The 20,810-nt window shown below is 45.1% G+C and carries 21 protein-coding genes; 11 read left to right on the forward strand and 10 right to left on the reverse strand.

What is annotated here, in order from left to right; translation table 11 throughout:
- The first annotated feature begins 145 nt into the window (after window positions 1-145).
- The 3 genes from ACFPFU_RS22370 (at window position 146) to ACFPFU_RS22380 (ending at window position 3,066) form a co-directional block, all read left to right on the forward strand.
- Window positions 146-1,027, forward strand: coding sequence for a LytR/AlgR family response regulator transcription factor (locus ACFPFU_RS22370; RefSeq protein WP_377068342.1), 882 nt, complete (start codon window positions 146-148; stop codon window positions 1,025-1,027).
- A gap of 103 nt (window positions 1,028-1,130) precedes the next feature.
- Window positions 1,131-2,282, forward strand: a complete 1,152-nt coding sequence (locus ACFPFU_RS22375; RefSeq protein ID WP_377068344.1) for an acyltransferase family protein — start codon at window positions 1,131-1,133, stop codon at window positions 2,280-2,282.
- A gap of 211 nt (window positions 2,283-2,493) precedes the next feature.
- Window positions 2,494-3,066: a dihydrofolate reductase family protein gene (locus tag ACFPFU_RS22380; protein ID WP_377068346.1), complete on the forward strand. Its 573-nt coding sequence runs from the start codon at window positions 2,494-2,496 to the stop codon at window positions 3,064-3,066.
- Window positions 3,067-3,162: 96 nt separating this feature from the next.
- Here ACFPFU_RS22380 and ACFPFU_RS22385 read toward each other — a convergent pair whose 3' ends face one another.
- The 4 genes from ACFPFU_RS22385 to nirB all read right to left on the reverse strand — a co-directional run bounded on the left by ACFPFU_RS22385 (window position 3,163) and on the right by nirB (window position 8,803).
- Window positions 3,163-3,843: a response regulator transcription factor gene (locus ACFPFU_RS22385; RefSeq protein WP_377068348.1), complete on the reverse strand. Its 681-nt coding sequence runs from the start codon at window positions 3,841-3,843 to the stop codon at window positions 3,163-3,165.
- Between the two features lie 79 nt (window positions 3,844-3,922).
- Window positions 3,923-5,734 carry a sensor histidine kinase gene (locus ACFPFU_RS22390; protein ID WP_377068350.1) on the reverse strand — a complete coding sequence of 604 codons (1,812 nt, stop codon included), beginning with the start codon at window positions 5,732-5,734 and terminating at the stop codon, window positions 3,923-3,925.
- An 83-nt stretch (window positions 5,735-5,817) separates the two neighbouring features.
- Window positions 5,818-6,195: a nitrite reductase small subunit NirD gene (nirD, locus tag ACFPFU_RS22395; RefSeq protein ID WP_377068352.1), complete on the reverse strand. Its 378-nt coding sequence runs from the start codon at window positions 6,193-6,195 to the stop codon at window positions 5,818-5,820.
- Between the two features lie 109 nt (window positions 6,196-6,304).
- Entirely contained in the window at window positions 6,305-8,803 is a 2,499-nt protein-coding gene (gene nirB, locus ACFPFU_RS22400; RefSeq protein WP_377068354.1) for a nitrite reductase large subunit NirB, read from the reverse strand.
- A gap of 158 nt (window positions 8,804-8,961) precedes the next feature.
- Here nirB and cobA point away from each other — a divergent pair, with 158 nt between their 5' ends.
- Together cobA and ACFPFU_RS22410 are read left to right on the forward strand one after the other, a co-directional pair.
- Complete coding sequence (gene cobA / locus ACFPFU_RS22405) at window positions 8,962-9,720, forward strand: uroporphyrinogen-III C-methyltransferase (RefSeq protein ID WP_377068356.1); 759 nt, start codon at window positions 8,962-8,964, stop codon at window positions 9,718-9,720.
- A 116-nt stretch (window positions 9,721-9,836) separates the two neighbouring features.
- Entirely contained in the window at window positions 9,837-10,421 is a 585-nt protein-coding gene (locus ACFPFU_RS22410; RefSeq protein WP_377068358.1) for a DUF4202 domain-containing protein, read from the forward strand.
- Window positions 10,422-10,461: 40 nt separating this feature from the next.
- On the opposite strand, the gene ACFPFU_RS22415 is transcribed toward ACFPFU_RS22410, so the two are convergent.
- The 4 genes from ACFPFU_RS22415 to polX form a co-directional block, all read right to left on the reverse strand.
- Window positions 10,462-11,409 carry a sugar phosphate isomerase/epimerase family protein gene (locus ACFPFU_RS22415; protein ID WP_377068360.1) on the reverse strand — a complete coding sequence of 316 codons (948 nt, stop codon included), beginning with the start codon at window positions 11,407-11,409 and terminating at the stop codon, window positions 10,462-10,464.
- 80 nt (window positions 11,410-11,489) lie between these two features.
- Complete coding sequence (locus tag ACFPFU_RS22420; protein ID WP_377068362.1) at window positions 11,490-12,146, reverse strand: YiiX/YebB-like N1pC/P60 family cysteine hydrolase; 657 nt, start codon at window positions 12,144-12,146, stop codon at window positions 11,490-11,492.
- Window positions 12,147-12,157: 11 nt separating this feature from the next.
- Complete coding sequence (locus ACFPFU_RS22425) at window positions 12,158-12,445, reverse strand: hypothetical protein (RefSeq protein ID WP_377068364.1); 288 nt, start codon at window positions 12,443-12,445, stop codon at window positions 12,158-12,160.
- Complete coding sequence (polX, locus tag ACFPFU_RS22430; RefSeq protein ID WP_377068366.1) at window positions 12,445-14,145, reverse strand: DNA polymerase/3'-5' exonuclease PolX; 1,701 nt, start codon at window positions 14,143-14,145, stop codon at window positions 12,445-12,447. Before polX ends, ACFPFU_RS22425 begins: the two co-directional genes overlap by 1 nt.
- A 222-nt stretch (window positions 14,146-14,367) precedes the next feature.
- Between polX and ACFPFU_RS22435 the strand changes: the two genes are divergently transcribed.
- The 4 genes from ACFPFU_RS22435 to ACFPFU_RS22450 are packed head-to-tail and all read left to right on the forward strand — an operon-like array spanning window position 14,368 to window position 17,897.
- A complete protein-coding gene (locus ACFPFU_RS22435) occupies window positions 14,368-14,778 on the forward strand; it encodes an EVE domain-containing protein (RefSeq protein ID WP_377068368.1) in 411 nt (136 codons plus the stop codon).
- Complete coding sequence (locus tag ACFPFU_RS22440) at window positions 14,775-16,367, forward strand: transcriptional regulator (RefSeq protein ID WP_377068370.1); 1,593 nt, start codon at window positions 14,775-14,777, stop codon at window positions 16,365-16,367. Before ACFPFU_RS22435 ends, ACFPFU_RS22440 begins: the two co-directional genes overlap by 4 nt.
- Before the next feature lie 52 nt (window positions 16,368-16,419).
- Entirely contained in the window at window positions 16,420-16,968 is a 549-nt protein-coding gene (gene pyrR / locus ACFPFU_RS22445) for a bifunctional pyr operon transcriptional regulator/uracil phosphoribosyltransferase PyrR (protein WP_377068372.1), read from the forward strand.
- A 5-nt stretch (window positions 16,969-16,973) separates the two neighbouring features.
- Window positions 16,974-17,897: an aspartate carbamoyltransferase catalytic subunit gene (locus ACFPFU_RS22450; protein ID WP_377068374.1), complete on the forward strand. Its 924-nt coding sequence runs from the start codon at window positions 16,974-16,976 to the stop codon at window positions 17,895-17,897.
- Window positions 17,898-17,936: 39 nt separating this feature from the next.
- On the opposite strand, the gene ACFPFU_RS22455 is transcribed toward ACFPFU_RS22450, so the two are convergent.
- Entirely contained in the window at window positions 17,937-18,128 is a 192-nt protein-coding gene (locus ACFPFU_RS22455; RefSeq protein WP_377068376.1) for a hypothetical protein, read from the reverse strand.
- A gap of 17 nt (window positions 18,129-18,145) precedes the next feature.
- The gene (locus tag ACFPFU_RS22460; protein WP_377068378.1) at window positions 18,146-18,439 is read right to left on the reverse strand and encodes a Bor family protein; all 294 of its coding nucleotides are present in this window, start codon (window positions 18,437-18,439) and stop codon (window positions 18,146-18,148) included.
- Window positions 18,440-18,682: 243 nt separating this feature from the next.
- Between ACFPFU_RS22460 and ACFPFU_RS22465 the strand changes: the two genes are divergently transcribed.
- Window positions 18,683-20,050, forward strand: a complete 1,368-nt coding sequence (locus ACFPFU_RS22465; RefSeq protein ID WP_377068380.1) for a cystathionine beta-synthase — start codon at window positions 18,683-18,685, stop codon at window positions 20,048-20,050.
- Between the two features lie 68 nt (window positions 20,051-20,118).
- Complete coding sequence (locus tag ACFPFU_RS22470; RefSeq protein WP_377068382.1) at window positions 20,119-20,751, forward strand: DUF2189 domain-containing protein; 633 nt, start codon at window positions 20,119-20,121, stop codon at window positions 20,749-20,751.
- Window positions 20,752-20,810 lie beyond the last annotated feature (59 nt).

The raw sequence follows: 20,810 nt of genomic DNA on the forward strand, positions 1-20,810 counted from the left end.
AAGAATCCCCAAGCCAGGCTTTTTGGGGATTTTTGGTTTTGTGGTTGAAATATTCCTTTTATATCCAATTTTAGGTATTTTTAAGCAGAAGATACCGGATAATGTTTTTTCCATAAAGAACGGATGCTTTATATAATGGACCACAATGAAAACCGTATTTCAGCAACTTAGCAGGTTGCTCCATCAACCCTACCCATTATACTACCTGAAAGATAGGGCCTTACTTTTGCTTGTGGCTTTGTTTTTATTTGGTTTCCTGTTTTTGTACTTTTTTGAGCCCTTTGTGGTATACCCTCCCGAGCACCGGATAAATTATGTATGGATTTGTCTGATCCATGCCCTGCAACCCACCTTGATAGCTTTTATTTATTTTTATTTTTTGGAAAAACTTACCAGTGCCTATGATCAATGGACTGTGGGCAAGGAGTTTTTGCATATCAGTATATTGCTGCTGCTGATAGGGATAGGCAGTTTTCTCATTCGGGATGTCATCTATCATAATCCCTTCAATTGGTCTTGGGGCTATTTCTTTGAAGAAATCCGCAACACTTTTTTGATCGGTTTTTTGATTTTGGCCATATTTGTTCCCCTGAACTATATCCGTTTGCTGAGGCAGCATGTAAAGGAAGTAAGGAACCTGAATTTTTTACAGCCACCTTTTCCCGCGGGGTCTCCTCCCTCCAAAGTATTCATTAAAACGCAGTTGAATATTGATGATTTTGATTTGATTCCAGAACAACTGATATTGGCCCGCGCTGATGGGAACTATATGGAACTGTATGTACAGCAAGGGGCAAATATCCAAAAGATCATCAAGCGAATGAGTCTGAAAAAACTGGAAGAGCAACTTCGTGATTTCCCTTTTATTTTGAAGACCCACCGGGCGTACTTGGTAAATCTTAGAAAGGTGTGTAATTCGAAAGGCAATGCGCAGGGCTATCAACTTAGCCTTCATGGTTTTGAGGAAGTGGTCCCGGTTTCCAGGTCAATGATCCCAAACTTTAAAAGACAGGTGGAAGGGCTATAAAACAAGGTTTGTCATTCATCCCAAAAACATGCAACCTGGCCCATGAACCTTTCGCAGACTGAAAATTTATCTCAGTTTTGATGCATCACTAATCTTTGGAAAAATGAGAAGATATGATTTGGATTGGTTGCGGGTTATCGTTTTTGGCCTGTTGATCATTTATCATGTGGGCATGTTTTTCGTGCCATGGGACTTCCATCTTAAAAACAACTTCATCTATGGCTGGGTCACTTGGCCTATGCTGTTCCTTAACCAATGGCGGTTGCCCATCCTTTTTGTGATCTCAGGCATGGGTACCTGGTATGCCCTGGGCAAGCGTAACGCCTGGCAGTTTTCCGGGGAACGCATCAAACGGTTGCTGCTGCCGCTTGTCTTCGGGATGATCTTCATTATTCCCCCACAAGTCTATGTGGAGCGGTTGGCAAAAGGACAGTTTACCGGCAGCTACTTTGAATTCTGGCCTTCTCTGGCGTTTATAGGCACCTATCCTGAGGGAAACTTAAGCTGGCATCACCTATGGTTTTTGCCCTATTTGCTGTTGTACTCTTTGCTGCTCACCCCTTTATTCGTTTACCTCAAAAACAAACCCGACAACGCCTATCTCCGCAAACTGGAAACTTGGATTTCGGGTGTTAGACCCCAACTGCTTTGGGTACTCTTGCCCTTTTATTTCACCTATACCATTCTGCAGGAATTCTTTCCGGTCACCCACAACTTCACAAACGATTGGTTTACAATGGTCAATTATTTCTTCTTTTTCATAGCGGGCTTCAGTTTGGCCGGTGTAGGGCAGTCCTTTTGGGACAAAGTACGGATGAACAGGAGAAAGCTGCTGATGGCCGGCATGCTTTCTTTCACGGTATATATTCTGATGAACTGGTTCATTGAGCATACGGTGACCATGCATTTTATCCGCAATGCCTTCAAGGTAGTCAATATTTGGTTATGGATTACGGTGTGCTTTGGGTACGCAGCGCAATATTTGAACCGTGAAAGCAAATTGTTGCGGAACGCCAACGAGGCCGTTTACCCTTTCTATATTCTGCACCAGAGCGTGATGATGGTGATCGCCTATTGGGTGAGGGATTGGAACTGGGGGTTCTGGCCTAAAGCAAGCCTTATGATATTGGGCACCTTCGGTATTTCTTATTTGATCTATGAGTTCCTGATCAGACGGTGGAAAACAGTAAGGCCGCTTTTTGGCATGAAGAACGGGGAGTTAAAAAGGGCAAGGGTATCCCTCAGCCGTTTATAAGTTTTCTTTTAACGGGCAAAAATGGTATATATGATAGGACAAAGTCTCTCTTGAACGTCCCAGAAGCCAGAGCTTGTGATGAATTGCAAAAATAGTGTTATAATACGGCAAGGCTCAAGCAGGCAAAAGAGGCTCTGTACTTCATGGCTGGAAAACAAAGGCAGTAGTCTGATATAAAACTGAGGAAGGAAACGAAAAATAAACAATTAACATGCGGAAACTAAAGTTACAAATGCAAATTTCCATTGACGGATACGCTGCGGCAGGTCCGGATGACGAGCAAAAATGGGTCACCTGGGCCTGGGACGAGATCAAGGATCATGTACTGGCATTAATGGACAGTACGGACACGGAAATCATCGGCAGAAAGCTGGCAGTTGATTATATCCCGTATTGGTTCGATACACTTACCAAACCGGATGACCCGATGTACGAAGTGGCCAGACGGTTTTCGGAGAAGAAAAGGGTTGTTTTTACCAAAACGCTTGAAAAATCGGAATGGAAAAACACCGACCTGGCAAAAGGCGATCTGGCGGACGAAATCAAAAAGCTGAAACATCAGGATGGCAAGGACATCATCGTGTATGGCGGCTGCTCCTTTGTTTCCTCCCTGATCAAGGAAAACCTGATAGACGAATACCATCTTTTTATAAATCCTGTGGCACTTGGAAAAGGTTGGCGGATATTTGATGAAATGAGAGGCTGGCAACAAATGAAACTGGTCAAATCCATGGCGTATGAGAGCGGAATCATGTTGTTGTGCTATCAGCCGAAAACGGACTGAACTGCTGCCCTAAGGAAACTGGGGCAGTTATTCGGAAGGCAACCAGGCGGCGGGATGCAGCCATGGGTAACGGAACCGGTAAGCGACGCTTTTAAGTCAGTTGCTGATGAATGCTTTCAGGCCGGGTTCATCTTCCACTTTTTTGAGCAATTCAACCACATTGTTCACTTTTAATTTTTTCATGATGTTGAACCTGTGGGTTTCTATTGTTCTGATACTTTTTCCCAGGTTGTCAGCGATTTCTTTGTTGCCCATCCCATCGGCGATCATGGCCAGGATTTGCTTTTCCCTTTTGGTGATGTCAAAACCGTGATGTCCCGAATGGTTTTTCGGGGCACTGTCTTTTTTTAGATTCAGGTATTGATTGACCAGCACTTTGCTGATATCCCCGCTGAAATACTTGCCGCCTTCCCGGACCGTGTGGATGGCTTTGATGAATTCCTCTTTGCTGGTGTCCTTTAGCAGGTAGCCGGATGCGCCGCTTTCCACCGCCTGAAGGATATAATCCTCATCATCATGCATCGAAAGGATCAGGGCCTTTGTTCTGTTTTCAGCATCTTCAGACAGCACCTTTGTGGCATCCAGCCCGTTCATGATGGGCATTCTGATATCTATGATCAGCAGATCGGGCTTGAGTTCCCGTACCACCTGTATGGCTTCTTCGCCATTGGCGGCTTCGCCGACGATTTCGAGATCATTTTCATTTTCAAGCAGGGTCCGGATGCCGCTCCTTACCACGGTATGGTCGTCTGCCAAAACAATTTTTGTTGGGTCCATTGATGATGCTTAAAATTTGTCTGTCTGAAACAAGCCATCCGGGATGTTTCCAACTCCCAAATTACTACAAATTCGTGACTTAATCCAAAGGTACATCTATGCTGATTGAGGTGCCTTCCCCAGTTTGGGTCCGGATTTCAGAGGTTGCATTGATAAAATTTGCCCTTTCCCGAATATTAAAAATACCGTGACCGGAACTGGAAAAATGATCGTTTTTTTCCAGCTTTTCTAGGTCAAAACCCTTACCATTGTCACTGATTTCCAGATGGAGGTATTTGGAAGTATGTTTCATGATAACTTTGATCTCAGACGCCTGAGAATATTTGATCGCATTGTTTACGGCCTCCTGTACGATCCTGTACAGGTTGTTTTCCACCTTTGCCTCCAGCCTGGAAATAAAACCGGTCTGGTTTTCAAACCTGACTTCAACATCTGAAATTTTTGTCATTTCACGGCAAAATTTCATCAGCACCGATACAATCCCATAATCCGAAAGGGCGCTGGGAGCCAGGTTGAATGAAACCCTTCTGACTTCTCTTATTACGCGCAACAGCAGGTCTTTGGAGGTTTTAAGCTTTTCTTTTTCATAGGCGGACTGGACCTTGTGGACCCCTTCAAGATTGAATTTCATGGCAGTAAGCAGCTGCCCAATACCGTCATGGAGGTCCCTGGAGATTCTTTTTCTTTCCTCTTCCTGACCTTCCAGAATCAGCACAGACCGATATTGCTGTTCTTTTACTTTTTTCTCTATTTTTTCCTTATTGATTTCCCTGGACTTGGATTCCGCTTCTTTCTTTTCCGTAACGTCAATGCCTAATATTAAAATCTCAGCGACCTGACCGTTTTCGTCCAATCCGGGGATCAGGTCCATTTTCCACCATACAAAATCTCCCCATTCATTGGTCGTCCGTACTTCTCCGGTCCATGTGTTTCCGGCTGACACGATGGCGAGGATCTTCTGGAGATCTTCCTGTTTGTAGCCGTGATCCTCCAGCCAATGGAAAAAATGGCGGGGGACATGCTGATCAAACTCCATGGTTTGCCGGAATTTATCAGACAGAAAAAGGATTTCGCCATCCGGTGAGGTTTTGGCTATCACGGCAAATTCACCCACGTCCACATCCACGTCCAGCAAGTCCTGGTACGCGAGCTCCAGGGAATCATAGAGAGAACTGATCTCCCTGAGCATTTCTTTGGATTTTGCCTCCGAATCGGAAAGCTGGCGGAAGGTCGCCCTTATTTTTTTAACTGAGGGGAGGAAAATGTACCTGATTTCCAGTCCGATGATACCCAATGCCAGGCACAGCAATAACAACTCTATGTTTCTTAAACTCTTTACCTTTGCTCTTGCCTCATTTTCATATTGGAGGACCACCTCATCCATCCCCGCTACAAATGCATTTTCATTTTCTATGATGCCGTTTATATGTGGTTGGAGGTTTGGAAGGGTTTCACCCTGGATTAGGGCTACGGCAGAGAGCAGGTCAAGGCCATGGGAAACTATACTTTGATAAGGGACCTCGATGACTTCATACAGTTCCTTTAACCTCCGGCTGCCGGGACTTTCAATTCCCTTTACCCGGTTGCCCCGGGTGAGGTCCGCGTGGGCCTCCTGCCATTCTCCCAAGGCCGTTTTGAGTTCACTGATCCGCCTTTCCTTTTCATCAGGGGAGGTTGTGCTCCCGATCAAAAGCGCGCTTTTGCTGATGCGCTGACTCAGCATCCTTTGTCTTCCGGCAATATTAATGACCATGGAATCATTTTCCTGGTCACTGATGAATTTTTGAACCAATAGCTGGCTTAAAATGATGCTGGATGCGATGGCACAAAGTGCTACCAGATAATACCTTCCCAGCCTGTCCAGCCTGGGAGATCCGCTGGCTTCTTTCATAAATCAGGGGTTTCTGCCTTTATTTTATAAGTGCCAATTTAAGTAATTTTACTGAAGATATGGCAAAAACAAAAACCGGCTGCCTATTCTTCAAAACCTAAATAAACATAATCCCCTTCGACTTTGACCGGGTAAGTGGCAATGTCACAGAGGTCACCGTTGAGATTTTTGCCGGTCTTCAATGAAAACGTTTGTTTGTGAAACGGGCAGGCCACTTTGGGTTCCTCTCCCTCTGATCCGATGATGCCCCTGGACAGGATCATTTGCATTTTGTGAGGGCAAAGATTCTGGCAGGCATACCATTCGTTTCTTCGGGAAAACCTAAATACCGCGATTTGTAGATCCTTGTGTTTGATGCATGCCCCGCCGTCTTCTGGGAAGGCGTCGACATGGGCTACTTTTTCCCAATATTTGATGTTGGCAGGGTCAGCGGTCCGGTATTTTTCTAATTCGGCTATCATTGTCATTACTTAATATGGATGGATATTTCTATGGTAATGTCTGCCCGCTTTTATTTGGTTTGAGAGGGAATGCAGACAAAAGCTATCTATCGAATTTCTATTAAAGCATCTATTTATACCAGTCCACGGGGATTTTTTGACCACGCATTTCCTGGAATTCGATGCTGGGATCAGGCTCCGCAACATTGACAAAATGCGTGAATTTTGCCCGCAGGGCTGGATCATTAACTACCTCTTTCCATTCACAGGAATAGGTGGCCACCATGAATTCCATTTCCCTTTCAAATTCCTCTCCCAATCCGAGAGAATCGTTGACCACCACATCTCTGAGGTGGTTCAGCCCCCCTTCGAGCTTATTGAGCCAGGTGGCAGTCCGGGTGAGCGGCTCGGCAGTTTTGATATAATATATCAGGAAGCGGTCCAGGTACTTGATACAGGTTTCGCTGTCCACATCATTGATAAGGAGTTGGGCATGCTGGGGCTTGGACCCGCCGTTTCCGCATACATACAGATTCCAGCCTTTTTCGGTAGCGATGATCCCAAAATCCTTGCTTTGGGCTTCCGCGCATTCCCGGATACATCCGGAAACGCCGCCTTTGATTTTATGAGGAGCCCTTATACCCCTGTACCTCTCTTCTACACGTATGGCGAAGGAGACAGAATCCTGCACACCAAAGCGGCACCAGGTAGATCCCACACAGCTTTTCACTGTTCTGAGGGCCTTTCCATACGCATGGCCGCTTTCGAAACCGGCATTGATCAATTCTTCCCAGATATCCGGCAACTGGTCCACCCGGGCACCGAACATGTCTATCCGTTGGCCCCCTGTGATTTTGGTGTAAAGACCGTATTTTTGGGCGACCTGTCCCAGCACAATCAGTTTTTCGGGGGTGATTTCCCCCCCGGGGATTCTGGGGACCACGGAATAGGACCCTCCTTTTTGAATGTTGGCCAGATAACGGTCATTGGTGTCCTGGATGGTGTCCTGCTTGGTGATCAGTTCGTTCCAAACACTGGCCAGAATGGATGCCACCGCCGGTTTGCAGGTTTCGCAGCCATCGCCTTTGCCATATTGATCCAGCAGGTCGTTATAGGTTTTGATGTTTTTTATTTTCACCAGATCCAGGAGCTCCTGCCTAGAATAATCAAAATGTTCACAGAGCACATTTTTGACGTTTTTGCCCATGTTCTGCAGTTCAAGTTTGAGCAGATCATTGACCATGGGCAGGCAGCCTCCGCAGCCTGTTCCGGCCTTGGTACATTTTTTTATTTCACCGATTTTATGCGCCCCATCCAGAATGGCATTGGAAATATCCGCCTTGGTGATGTTTTCACAGGAACACACCTGCGCTTCCGCGGGAAGGGACGCGATGCCCGCAGCAGCCTGTCCTTGCTCTCCATTCCTTTTTCCCAAAATCAGGTCTTCCGGTTCCGGAGGCAAGGGCATTTTATTTTGAACCATCTGCCAGAGTAGGTTATAGTCGCTGGCGTCTCCTACCAGAATGCCTCCCAATAACCTTTTCCCGTCCTCGGAGATGTTGATTCTTTTATAAATACCTTTGTTTTTGTCTTCCAGAACAATGGGTTTGAAAGGCTCGGATTCCCCAAAAGGGTCACCAAAACTGCCTACCTCCACACCAATCAGCTTGAGTTTGGTGGACATGTCAAACCCCGTAAAGGGTTTGGGGGGTGTACCTGTCAATTGATTCACTACCTGGGTAGCCATTTCATATCCGGGAGCAACCAATCCGTAGACCATGTCTTCATAAGAAGCCGCTTCACCGATGGCAAATATGTCCGGATCACTTGTCTGCAAGAATTCATTTACCTTAATGCCTCCGCGGTTGGCTACGGCCAGCCCCGATTTTTTCGCCAATTCATCCCGGGGGACGATTCCCGCTGAGATCACCAACATGTCCACAGGCAGTTCGCTGCCATCCGCGAATTCCAAACCGGAAAGCTTTCCGTTGCCATGGATCTTCCTGGTGTTTTTTTCCAAATGTATATGAATCCCTAACTGTTCTAATTTTGCCTGCAGCAGCCCAGAGCCCTGAGCATCCAGCTGACGGGGCATCAGACGGGGAGCAAATTCCACCACGTGCGCCTCCAGTCCCATGTCTATGATTGCTTTGGCGGCCTCTAACCCCAACAAGCCCCCTCCCAGCACTGCCGCTGAGTTTGCCTTTTTTCCGTAATCCAGAATAGCATCCAAGTCCTCTATGGTACGGTAGACAAATACCCCTTTTTTATCAACGCCGTCTATTTTTGGAACAAACGCCCCTGATCCCGTCGCCAATACCAGTCTATCGTAAGGGTAGGTCACTCCGTGGTGGCTCCTTACCACTTTATTGGGTCTATCAATGGAAGTAATCAGTTCATTGGTTTTGAGAAGGATGTGGTTTTCCTCATACCATGTTCTGGGGGCCATCATGAGGTTGTCCACGGTCGCACCCGAAAAATATTCACTCAAGTGTACCCTGTCGTAAGCTGGCCAGGGTTCTTCCCCAAATACCGTAATATCCAGATTTCCTTTGCCGGCAGCTGCGACGAGCTTTTCGCAAAATTTGTAACCGACCATGCCGTTTCCTACTACGATGATTCTTTCCATGACAATGATTGTTTTTTTGATGTCAAAAGCTGTAAGTGGATACTCCGGGTTATTGATACCGCTAAGATAAAAATAAAAATCAAAAATACGTAATATTACGTAAAAAATTACTTAAATTTGTTTCAATAAGACACAAGCGTTACGTAAAAACAAATAAGATGAGTGCCAGATTATATATTGTGGGTGCAGGGCCTGGTGACCCTGATCTGATTACCTTAAAGGCGATAAAAGTACTCGAAAAAGCCGAAGTGATTTTGTATGATGCACTCGCCAACAAAGATTTACTGACTTATGCTCCAGACTCATGTCTAAAGATATACGTCGGCAAGAGAGCGGGCATGCACAGCCGACAGCAGGAAGAAATCCAACGGATGATCCTGGATTACGCAAAGTGTTTTGAACACATTGTCAGACTGAAAGGGGGGGATCCTTACGTATTTGGGAGGGGGCATGAAGAACTGGAGCATGCGTCCTCTTACGGGCTGGAGGTGGAGGTCATCCCAGGAGTCAGCAGTGCCACCGCTGTGCCTGCTTCAGCCGGAATCCCGCTGACGAAACGAGGAATCAATGAAAGTTTCTGGGTAGTGACAGGTACGTTAAAGGATGGTGGAATACCCGAAGATCTCTACCACGCAGCCCAATCGCGGGCCACCGTGGTGGTGTTGATGGGGCTGAAAAAGTTGAAAGAGATAGCTGATCTGTTTAGGGGCATTAGGGGAGAAAATGAGCCGATAGCCATTATTCAGGATGGGACAAAGGGTTCGGAGAAAGTTTTGGTAGGAGAGGTCGGGGATATTGTTTGCAGACAGGAAATGAGTCCTATGACTTCTCCGGCTATTCTGGTTATTGGAAATGTGGTAAGGGAAAGAAATGTCTCAGTAAGAGATTGGCTCGCTTCAGCGTCGATCTGCGTGTGAGTCGGGAATTTTTGCTATTTTTAGTCACTGATCTTTGATACCGCCGGCAGCAAGGTTAATGGCATTGAGGATGATATGTTTCATAAACGTGTATTTTTGATATGACAGGGGAAAAAATGAACCGGTTTAAATCTACCATAGAGGATTTTGACAAAATCAACAAAGAAGATCCACATAAAGAGCTGGTAAACGGCAAAGAAGTGCCCAAGGAATGGATTTATGGGGTCAGAATGTCGGAAATGTTAATGGAGTTTTGTCCTTCAGCATCAGAAATTCTTCGGCTGGCGGCCAGATGCCAGCATATAAAGCGATGGGTTATTCCCAGGGAAGAGTTTCCAATGGATAGAAAAGGGTATCTGCTGTGGAGGACCAAACTGAAAAAGTTTCATGGCGAACTGGCGGGAAGCATCATGCGTCAAAATGGCTACGGGGAAGGCGAAATCCAAAAAGTGGATGACCTGTTGAATAAAAGAAGGCTCAAGACGGATCCGGAAGCTCAGACTTTGGAAGATGTGGTTTGCCTGGTTTTTCTTAAATATTATTTTGACGGCTTTATTGAGAAACACCGGGAGGAGGAGGGAAAACTGGTGGATATTGTCCAAAAGACCTGGAAGAAAATGTCGGACAAAGGCCATAAAGCTGCCTTGAGCATGCCCCATTCGGAACAGGCCCTGCGGATCATCCAAAAGGCGCTGGAATAAACCCGGAGTGTTTTTGGGGAGTCACGCTGACCGTCCGGACTTATCCCATGGTTTTGGAATAGGTTTCCACATCTTTTTGAATGGCAGACAATATCTGATCACCTGGCATTTTCGGGTTTTTATGCCCGTGTTCTGCTCCTCCCATGTCATGTTCTATGTGAAGGATTTTAGGGATTTCAGTGGATTTAAACCCCGGGTGTTTTAATAACAGTTTGAAATTTACGTTGCCTTCACCGAAAGGGACGTTGACGGGTTCATCCCCTTTTCCGGAGGGATTGCCCCATACGAAATCCTTCAGATCGAAACTCCTGATTTTGTCACTGACCAGATAAAAGACGTTTTCATAAGACCGGTATCCCTCTACCGTGGCATGACGCAGGTCAAATTGTATGCCTATATGATCCGGGTTTATCCCCTCCAACAAATGATGGATTTCCCAAACTGAACCCCCTATCCTGTTGCCGGCATGGTTTTGATAATGCCCCGTCACGCCGTATTTGGCATGCAGTTCTGCGGCCTTTTTCATCCGGTCATTAAGGGACCTGAGCTCTTCCCTGATATTGTTGGACGGGAAGGGCATCCATCCCATCCTGTAGTTTTTTATTCCTTCCCCAGACAAGGTTTTCAAAAATTCCTCCATCTCCTGAAAATGGGCCAACGTGATTTCAGTGGTAAGCACGGGTGTTTGGAGACCGAGGTTTTCACTTTGGCGGGTGATTTTTGGCATGTTGGTTTTGATCTCATCCACGTCAAAAAAGCCGTTTTTTCTAACCGGTAAATCGATGCCACTGAATCCCATATCCTTCACAGCCTGGCCCAGATCATCCAGAGGCATCCACTGCAGTACTTTGGTGAATAAATAAAGCGGCTGGGGGGAAGGTTGCGGTCTTGCTGCTTCGCTAAAAGTACTCAGGGCATGAATTTCGCCTGCCATGAGGCCCAGACCGCCGGCGGCCAGCAATTTTTTCAACGTTGTTCTTCGGTTCATAGTGGGATGAGGTTAATTGTTATTTGACAAGTCAAGATAAGGCATTGTTTCAGAATTTTCAAAAGTAAAACCTGCGTAACTTAATTTTCTGAAAAAGCGTGGACCATGGTTATGGCCGGATCCAGGGTCATCCCGCCCGGGTTGAGGCCAGGCTCGCCTTCGGGAATGGGTACCTCCATTTCTTCAAAATAAGTGGCCCAGACCGGAAAAGTTTCTCTTGTTTCAGGATCAATAAATGTCATAGGCTGCAGCTGAAAAACAGGTTGGCCGCCGTTTGCTTTTTTAAAAGAAAGGTGAATCAATTCGGAACAGTAGTAGGCATCATTATCAAGGTCAAAAGCGTGATCATATGGTTTTCCCAACAGGGTTTTTCCGTGTTCCAGGGCTTGGGGAATGAGTTTTTGGTAAACGGGGACCAGCCGGCCCACATGAACTTTTGGCCGGCCCTTTTCGTTTACATGCCGGTAAAGAAATGTATCCAGGGGTGTGAGTTTTACGCCCGCGCTGACGGCCTCCAACACCCACCATTCGCCGCGTTCCTTTGTCAGGATGCCATTATGGGAAAAATCCCTGCCTTCATATCCTTCGGTTACTTTTCGGATGGCTTCGCAGAAGTCCCCGCAATCACCGTTCTGGAACAGGATGTCTCCTTCCTGCCATTCGAAGGGAGCGGTTGTTTGACAGGCGTCCAAAAGAACGGAATAAACAAGTAAAACCAGGATTTTTATTTTGCGCATGGGCTGGTCTTTTATACCAAAAAGAAAAACAACAGGGCTACAGCGAGGACCAGCACCATTTTTTTGGCTTTTTCTTTGGTCTCTTCTTTGATTTTTCTTCTTCGCAGCACCAACACCGCCATACTCATGGCCAGAAGTTGGGCGGCTATACCCAGTCCATTGAGCAAATTACTATAAGCAAAGGTGCCGGGGCCAATGTTGAAATAAATGATGGGAAAGAGACTGCAGAGAATGCCAATGAGTCCAAGTGTAAATGATCGCTGCAGCAGGCTTTCTTCATTGATATGGGTCCACTTCATCACGGTTTCTTTTTTCTTTCTTCAAGATAGCCCGCCAGTGTATCCAGGTCCAGGGCATTGAGGGTCATTTTTTTGGTCAGTCCGCCTTTTCGTCCGACCAGGACCCCGTATTTCATGTCCATAAACGCCTCTTTTTCATGGGCGTCGGGGTTGATGGAAAGCATTACACCCTTTTCCATGGCATAATGTACCCATCGCCAGTCAAGGTCCAGCCGCCAGGGATTGGCATTGATTTCTATCACTACCCCATATGAGGCACAGGCATCAATGATGACCTTGTGGTCGATGGGATAACCCTCTCTTCTCAGCAATAACCTGCCCGTGGGATGTCCGAGTATGGTGGTATAAGGATTTTGGATGGCTTTGAGCAAGCGGGCAGTGGCTTTTTTGCGGTCCATGCCGAGACTGGAATGGACCGATGCCACAATGTATTCAAACCTGGCAAGAATATCGTCCGAATAATCAAGATTGCCATCGATCAAGATGTCACTTTCAATGCCCTTAAATATCCGAAAAGGGGCCATTTCTTTGTTGAGTTGGTCGATTTCTCTGTGTTGCTGGACTATCCTGTCCTCATCCAGCCCGTTGGCATAAAAGGCGGACCGGCTATGGTCCGCAATTCCCAGGTATTCGTAGCCCTGGGACTGGCAGTAGGCAGCCATTTCTTTGAGGCTGTGCCTCCCGTCGCTGTATGTGGAGTGATTGTGAAGCGGTCCTTTCAGGTCCTTAAATTCCAGTAGATCCGGAATAATATTATTTGTTGCCAGGCCCGGTTCCAATTGGCCTTCCCTTAATTCCTCAGGGATAAAAGGCAAACCCGCCTGCTGGTATGCTTCCTCTTCCGTAGTATAGTCGCCATTGATAAAAACCTCTGCAAGCATCTGGTTTTCATTGACCAGGGAGAGCAGATGAGGTCTGCTCGCCGTCTTGATTAATTTCTGTTTGACAAAATCTTTGACAGGGACCAATAAAAATACGGTGTCCAGACCGAAGGTCTCTAATTTCCCTCCCCACCTGTACGGACTGGATTTTGCTATATCCTGTTTCATGCCATTGATGTCATTCAATTGCATGATGCTTTTCTTGGGCTGGTCTGTGGCGATGATAAAGGAAAGCTGATCTATTATTTCCAGTTTCCTGGCGTAGTCACCCACACAGGCCACCTTATCCTCACCAAAAGTTTCCTGCAGTTTTCCGAGAAGGGCATCCACCTCGGTATCAATGTCCGCATATAGCCACTTGTCTTTATTGGAGGCAATAAATTCCAGCGCCTGGATGATGCTTTCCTGGGTTTTTTCCCCAAAGCCCTTGAGCCTGGCCACCTGACCGGAACGACAGGCTTCCAGCAGTTCATGGGTGGAAGTGATACCCAGATCTTTCCACAGTGTCCTGATCTTTCTGGGCCCCAGTCCTTTGATTTCCAACACTTCCAGAATTCCTTCGGGAGTTTCCTGAAGCAAAGCCTCCAGCAAAACATGGGTGCCTTTTTTTTGGATTTCCAGAATGACTTCAGCAATGCTTTTTCCGATTCCGCTGAATTCCTGAAGCTGCTGAAGGTCGAGACCTGCCAATTCCCTGCCTTCCCTTTCTATATTGATAACAGCAGATTGGTAATTTCTAATTTTAAAGGGGTTCACCTCATGCAGTTCCATTAACTGTATGGTGAGTTTGAGTATTTTGATGAGATATTTATTGTCCAAGTTATCCAAGGTTTTTTGCGTTCTTATGAATATAGGACAAATGTCCATAATATTTGTTTTAAAATAAAATCATATCCCTTATCTTAAGAAGAATAAAAGGGAAATGAAAGGAGGGTAATGTGCTGTGATGAAAAAGCTGTTGAATCAGGGAGATTTCTCTTATGGACGAACCTGCGATATCACATCCTGGAATTATACCACATAAAATCAAATTAAAAGAACATGAAAAGTTGGTTGGTTAAAACAGAACCTGAAACCTATGCCTTTGAAGACCTCGTGCAAAAAGGAGAAGACGTGTGGGACGGCGTCAGGAATTTTCAGGCGAGGAATTTTCTCGAAAAAATGAATTTGGGAGACCAGGTTTTTGTTTATCATAGTGGAAAGCAAAGAGAAGTGGTGGGTTTGGCTGAAGTATCAGAAGAAGCTTTTCCGGACCCAACGGCAAAGGAAGATGGAAATTGGGTCGCTGTCAAATTGAAACCTTTGGAACCTTTGCCTACCCCGGTGTCTTTGAAAGCGATCAAGGCCGAGCCGTCCCTCTCTGATATTCTGCTTGTTAAACAGTCGAGGCTTTCCGTAATGCCATTGGATAAGAAAGCGGCCGAAAAAATATTAAAAATGTCGAGAGTATGATTAAGAATGTCACCGTTTTTTTAATGGTGTATTGGGTGTGGGCGATTTCTTTGGAAGCACAGGTGCAGTTTACCCAAAGGCTGGAGGTAGAAACGCAGTGGGCGGATGACGAATTTATAGTGATCCCCAGAAATGAGGGAATGGTTGCCTTCCGGTTTGTATCGGAAAAGCCATTTTCCAGGCGGAACGTGTTTCAATATGTAGTTTCTGATTTCCAACTCCACGCCGATGGGAGCCCCCATCAATTTTCTTTAAATGAAAACTACGAACTTTTAGGCTTTGACCTCGATGACCAGTTTTTGTACGTGCTCTTTCACAAGGGCAGCCAGTACAGTCCGGAAAGATCAATATTCGAGATCAACCTGAAGACCAAGGAGGTGGTTGAACTATCACTTTCTACCATATTGAATATGGATTTGCAGGATTTTTTGGTTTTCAACAAAAAGGCGGTCTTTATGGGGAACTACGAATACAGGCCCGTTATCCAGGTCCTGGATATCGTTACCACGGAGGTGGCGACGGTCCCCGGGGTGTTTGAAAAAGACGCCAAAATTCTGCAAATGAGAAAGGATCCTGAATTGAATGTTTTTGATGTACTGATGAGCAGAAGGGATTTCTACAAAAAGAAGATTGTTTCCATATTGACTTATGACACCAATGGCAACAAACTCAGAGAAGTAAAGATAGAGGATGTGGATGACCCTTCCATGGAAATTGTAGAAGGGCTGCTCACGTCTTCTTATAATTATAAACAGGCATTGATAGGCCCCTTCGGATTAAGGAAAAAAGAAGCCTACCAGGGGCTTTATTTTACGAGAATCAACGAGTTCGGTGAATATGAAAACAAGTTCTATTCCGTGTCGGATTTCGATAATTTTTACAATTACCTTCCTGACAAGATGCGGGAGAGGAGAATGAAAGTATTGGAAAGAAACATGGAAAGAGGTAAAAACACGCCTATCAGGAACGTGGTCGTTACAAGGGAGGTGAACGCCATCGATGGTTATTACCTTGTTTATAATGACCATTTTGTTTCATCTTCTTCAAGATATATACCCAGGGATGGTATGTACGCCAGTAATTTCTACAGGATGAACCCGATGATGGGGAATTTTGGGAGCCTGTATAACCCTTTATGGATGGATCCCCGTTTCAGAAATACCCAGGTAACAAACCAGTATAAATACCTATCGGCCCAATTTATCCTATTGGATGATGAGGGCAGGATTGTTTGGGACAACAGCCTTAATCTGGATAATTCCAGTAAAAATGAACCGATGAAGTTCGGGGAAATGAGTTATGATGGCACCAATCTTTTTTACATGTACCTGGATGGGCTTCAGTTAATGTTAAGCCAGATCAGGAATGGAGAGGTGATCATAGAAAACGAGCCGTTTGAGCTGGAGCTCCTTAATGAACGGGAAAGAATAGGGGACACCAAGGAAAAAAGCCTCCAGCTTACCTGGTGGCATGATAATTATTACCTGTTGAGCGGAAAACAGAAAATCCGGTACCAGGATGATACCGGAAAGGAAAAGACCAGGGATGTTAATTTTTTTACTAAGATAAAAGTTGATGATTTCATTTGAGGGTTCGGGGGTCGGAAGCAAATAATTCCTATATTTGCTCCAAATTTTAACCATGCAAAAAAGACTGGTTCTTGATCATACCCAAATATCCATTACCATCAGCCGGTTTTGCTACCAGCTGATCGAAAACCATGATGATTTCCATAATACGGTGTTGTTGGGATTACAGCCCAGGGGGTCTTTGGTGTTGGACCGGATCATACAGCGGATGCAGGAGATCCAGGATGTTCCATTGCGGTATGGCTATTTGGATGCCACCTTCCACAGAGATGATTTCAGAAGGAGGGACCTCCCCTTAAAAGCCAATGAAACTAAAATTGATTTTTTGATTGAGAACAAAAAGGTGGTCCTAGTGGACGACGTACTGTATAAAGGTCGGTCAGTAAGGGCTGCTATGGATGCGATGATCGCTTTCGGCAGACCCCAAAAAGTGGAGTTGATGGTGTTGATAGACCGGAAGTTTACCAGGGACTTTCCCATCAAACCGGATTATTACGGCAGACAGGTCAACACATTGGAAAGCCAGCATGTCAGTGTAGAATGGCAATCTCAAGGTCATGATGAAGATGCTATTTGGATCACGGAAAAAGTCAGCAAATAATACCTATGCAGCAACTCACTACCAAACATTTATTAGGAATAAAAGATATCACCGCTTCTGACATACAGCTTATTTTTGAGACGGCGGACAATTTCAAGGATGTGCTCAACCGGCCGATCAAAAAAGTGCCGTCGCTCCGTGACATTACCATTGCCAATGTGTTTTTTGAAAATTCCACAAGGACAAAACTCTCTTTCGAACTGGCCGAGAAAAGGTTGTCTGCTGACGTGATTAATTTTGCTTCCAGCAGTAGCTCTGTGAAAAAGGGGGAGACGCTGATCGATACGGTGAATAACATTCTTGCGATGAAGGTGGATATGGTGGTGATGAGGCACAGCAGCCCAGGAGCACCGCATTTTCTTTCAAAGCACATCACCGCCAATATTGTCAATGCCGGGGATGGCACACATGAGCACCCGACCCAGGCCTTGCTCGATGCCTACTCGATCAGGGAAAAATTGGGTGACGTTGCCGGGAAAAAAGTGGCGATTATTGGTGACATCCTGCATTCAAGAGTAGCCCTTTCCAACATCTTTTGCCTTCAAAAACTCGGGGCGGAAGTGATGGTTTGTGGTCCGGTTACCTTATTGCCCAAGCATATTGGTGGATTGGGAGTAAAAGTGGAATATGATGTTTTTAAGGCACTTCAGTGGTGTGACGTGGCCAATGTTCTTCGGATCCAGCTAGAGAGACAGCAGATCAAGTATTTCCCGTCCTTAAGGGAATATTCCCTTTATTATGGGGTGAATAAGAAACTGCTGGAGCGGTTGGACAAACAGATAGTCATCATGCATCCAGGCCCCATCAACAGAGGAGTCGAGTTGAATTCGGATGTGGCGGATTCAGAACACTCCATTATTTTACAGCAGGTGGAAAATGGGGTGGCCATCCGCATGGCGGTGCTGTATCTGCTGGCAGGCGTTAAATAAAGCCCGGAATGGATTTCCCACCCGGGCCTTGAAGACCCATCAGGCCTTCGCCTTTTTTCTTCTATAACCCACATACAATAAAATACAAGCCACCATCAGAAGAATAATATTTCCCCAGACATAGCCTTTGCCATATTCCGCCAGGGCGGCATAGTCTGTAAGATAAGGTGAAATATTGTACAGAGATACAGCCAACACCAAAAACCCCAATATTATGGTTGCTTTTTTCATTTGCCTTTATAGAAGAGTTACTTTGTAACAACAGTCGTGGTAGGAGAATATATGCCGAGGGTTATGGCATTGATCAGTCCATCTACAAAAGTATGTTGAATAGTTACTTCATAATTTTCAGCACCACCGGCCATTTCGTTGACATCAGAAATGCCCACAGGCGCCAGACCATAGATCAAATAATGGTTCATTCGTTTAACTTCAATCCCTGTTTGAGGGCCGTTTCCGACTGTCCATGTGTAAGTGTAGCAGGAAGTTGCACCCATAAATAAAATGAGCACACTCATCAAATTAATCAAAATTCTTTTCATTTCTGTAAAAATTTAACGGTTAGTTATTGAATAGATTTACTATCAAAGATAATAAAAAAACAACCTCAACAGAAGTTGTAGTTGTTTTATGAATCAAAAAATATATTGTAAAATACATAATTTATAATTTCAAATATTTTATTTCACATCTGGATCAGAATTTTGCCGGTTATGGGGAAGAAGCCGGGGCATGGGTTTAAATCCCGGATAATTCTTAAATTGCAGTGAATTAATAAAAAGGCAATGATTTACAATTCCATCATAGAGACCATAGGAAACACACCTCTTGTCAGGTTGAACAGACTCAATAGGGGAATCAAAGGAGATATATTGGTTAAAGTCGAATACTTTAACCCCGGAAACTCCATGAAGGACAGAATGGCGGTGAAAATGGTGGAGGATGCAGAGAAGGCGGGCGTTCTTAAGCCAGGTGGGACCATCATAGAAGGAACAAGCGGGAATACGGGGATGGGATTGGCGCTTACCGCAATAGCCAAAGGGTACAGATGCATTTTCACCATGGCTGATAAACAGTCCAAAGAAAAAATCGATATCCTTAAGGCTGTGGGTGCAGAGGTGATCGTGTGCCCAACCAATGTGGCCCCCGACGACCCCAGGTCCTATTATTCAGTAGCCAAAAAGCTCAACAAGGAAATACCCAACTCTTTTTATCCCAACCAGTATGACAATCTTTCAAACTGGAAGGCCCATTATGAAACTACGGGTCCTGAAATATGGCGTGACACCGAGGGCAAGGTGACGCATTTTGCGGCGGGAGTAGGGACAGGAGGGACCATATCCGGCTCTGCCAAATACCTGAAGGAGCAAAATAAAAATGTGGTATCGGTAGGTATAGATACCTATGGCTCTGTATTTAAAAAATACAAGGAGACCGGTATTTTTGATCCGGATGAGATATATCCCTATTTGACGGAAGGGATCGGGGAGGACATATTGCCTCAGAATGTGGACTTTTCAATGATAGACTACTTTGTAAAGGTGACTGACAAAGACGCGGCGGTCATGACCAGGAGACTTTCGAGGGAGGAGGGGCTTTTTGTGGGCTGGTCCTGCGGGTCCGCGGTGCACGGGGCATTGGAATACGCCAAAGAAAACCTTAAAGAGGGCGACGTAATGGTTATTTTGTTGCCGGATCACGGAACCAGGTATTTGGGAAAAATCTATAACGACGATTGGATGAGGAATCATGGATTTCTTGAAGACAAATCATTTGGTACAGCAAGGGACATAATAGACGCAAGAAACGGAACACAGCAACTGGTTGTGGTACAAAAAGGGGACAAGGTCCGAGAGGCTATCACATTGATGAATGCAAAAAGTGTATCCCAGATCCCGGTGATGGAAAATGGACAGGTTGTGGGTAGCATCACGGACAATAAGCTGTTACTCAGGATAATTGAAAATCCGGAATTGAAGGATGCTCCTGTAGAGGAAGTAATGGAAGAATCCATGAAGTTTGTGGCCCTGGACAGTACATTGGATGTGCTTTCCTCTATGGTGGACAAGGAAAAAGCGGTTTTGGTCAGGGATCATCACCATCAGATTCATATCATTACCAAACACGATATCCTCGAAGCCATCACCAAATGATTTATCATGTAAATTTTTGATATTCCCGATAAGATATTTTACAATTCTTCTCTTATCCTTTCTTCTCTATGTATAGAAAAAAATTAGACCGGCTGATCGAGGCTGAATATGACTTTGATATCAAAACTGGATTTTTAAGAGGCTGGGAAATCTTCAAAGCAGTACCTATTTACTCCGTAGCATACACGTTGCTGATACTTTCCATCCAGTTTCTGTTCGTTATATATGCACCTGATTTCGTGTTTGTGTTCAGTGTGTTTTTGGCTGGCCCCATGTTTGCAGGCTTTTATCTCGTCGCGAACAAAGTCAGCCAACATGAAGAAGTGATTTATCCCGATTATTTTAAAGGGTTTGCTTACTATATTCCTATCATTCTGGTGTGGGTGGTGGGGCAGCTGTTGACTGTGGTTGGTATACTGTTGTTGGTGATACCGGGCATTTATCTTATCATCGGGTACATGTTTGCCATTTTGATGAATTTATTCGGAGGGCTTGATTTTTGGAATTCATTGGAGTATAGTAGGAAACTCATCCATAAAAGATGGTGGAAATTTCTGGTTTTCGGTTTACTTATTGCTTTATTGAATATTATTGGGGCCTTTATTTTCGTTTTTGGTTTAGCAGTGACTATTCCTGTCACCTATTACGCTATCTATAGTGTTTTTGAAAAAATCACAAAAAAAACGCTGCTTGGGGAATGATGGGCGCCTTGTTTGCCTTATATTTGGATTTCATTCGCTCCTTTAGTAAATTCATGGAA

This window comes from Negadavirga shengliensis (assembly GCF_042652345.1).
Taxonomy (GTDB): domain Bacteria; phylum Bacteroidota; class Bacteroidia; order Cytophagales; family Cyclobacteriaceae; genus Negadavirga; species Negadavirga shengliensis.

Coding starts and splice junctions, on each gene's coding strand:
- ACFPFU_RS22470 (WP_377068382.1), top strand. CDS start 20,119: ATGTATAGAAAAAAATTAGACCGGCTGATCGAGGCTGAATATGACTTT.
- ACFPFU_RS22390 (WP_377068350.1), bottom strand. CDS start 5,734: ATGAAAGAAGCCAGCGGATCTCCCAGGCTGGACAGGCTGGGAAGGTAT.
- ACFPFU_RS22465 (WP_377068380.1), top strand. CDS start 18,683: ATGATTTACAATTCCATCATAGAGACCATAGGAAACACACCTCTTGTC.
- nirB (WP_377068354.1), bottom strand. CDS start 8,803: ATGGAAAGAATCATCGTAGTAGGAAACGGCATGGTCGGTTACAAATTT.
- ACFPFU_RS22370 (WP_377068342.1), top strand. CDS start 146: ATGAAAACCGTATTTCAGCAACTTAGCAGGTTGCTCCATCAACCCTAC.
- ACFPFU_RS22420 (WP_377068362.1), bottom strand. CDS start 12,146: ATGCGCAAAATAAAAATCCTGGTTTTACTTGTTTATTCCGTTCTTTTG.
- ACFPFU_RS22425 (WP_377068364.1), bottom strand. CDS start 12,445: ATGAAGTGGACCCATATCAATGAAGAAAGCCTGCTGCAGCGATCATTT.
- ACFPFU_RS22415 (WP_377068360.1), bottom strand. CDS start 11,409: ATGAACCGAAGAACAACGTTGAAAAAATTGCTGGCCGCCGGCGGTCTG.
- cobA (WP_377068356.1), top strand. CDS start 8,962: ATGAGTGCCAGATTATATATTGTGGGTGCAGGGCCTGGTGACCCTGAT.
- ACFPFU_RS22435 (WP_377068368.1), top strand. CDS start 14,368: ATGAAAAGTTGGTTGGTTAAAACAGAACCTGAAACCTATGCCTTTGAA.
- ACFPFU_RS22410 (WP_377068358.1), top strand. CDS start 9,837: ATGAACCGGTTTAAATCTACCATAGAGGATTTTGACAAAATCAACAAA.
- ACFPFU_RS22455 (WP_377068376.1), bottom strand. CDS start 18,128: ATGAAAAAAGCAACCATAATATTGGGGTTTTTGGTGTTGGCTGTATCT.
- ACFPFU_RS22460 (WP_377068378.1), bottom strand. CDS start 18,439: ATGAAAAGAATTTTGATTAATTTGATGAGTGTGCTCATTTTATTTATG.
- pyrR (WP_377068372.1), top strand. CDS start 16,420: ATGCAAAAAAGACTGGTTCTTGATCATACCCAAATATCCATTACCATC.
- ACFPFU_RS22385 (WP_377068348.1), bottom strand. CDS start 3,843: ATGGACCCAACAAAAATTGTTTTGGCAGACGACCATACCGTGGTAAGG.
- nirD (WP_377068352.1), bottom strand. CDS start 6,195: ATGATAGCCGAATTAGAAAAATACCGGACCGCTGACCCTGCCAACATC.
- ACFPFU_RS22450 (WP_377068374.1), top strand. CDS start 16,974: ATGCAGCAACTCACTACCAAACATTTATTAGGAATAAAAGATATCACC.
- ACFPFU_RS22375 (WP_377068344.1), top strand. CDS start 1,131: ATGAGAAGATATGATTTGGATTGGTTGCGGGTTATCGTTTTTGGCCTG.
- ACFPFU_RS22380 (WP_377068346.1), top strand. CDS start 2,494: ATGCGGAAACTAAAGTTACAAATGCAAATTTCCATTGACGGATACGCT.
- ACFPFU_RS22440 (WP_377068370.1), top strand. CDS start 14,775: ATGATTAAGAATGTCACCGTTTTTTTAATGGTGTATTGGGTGTGGGCG.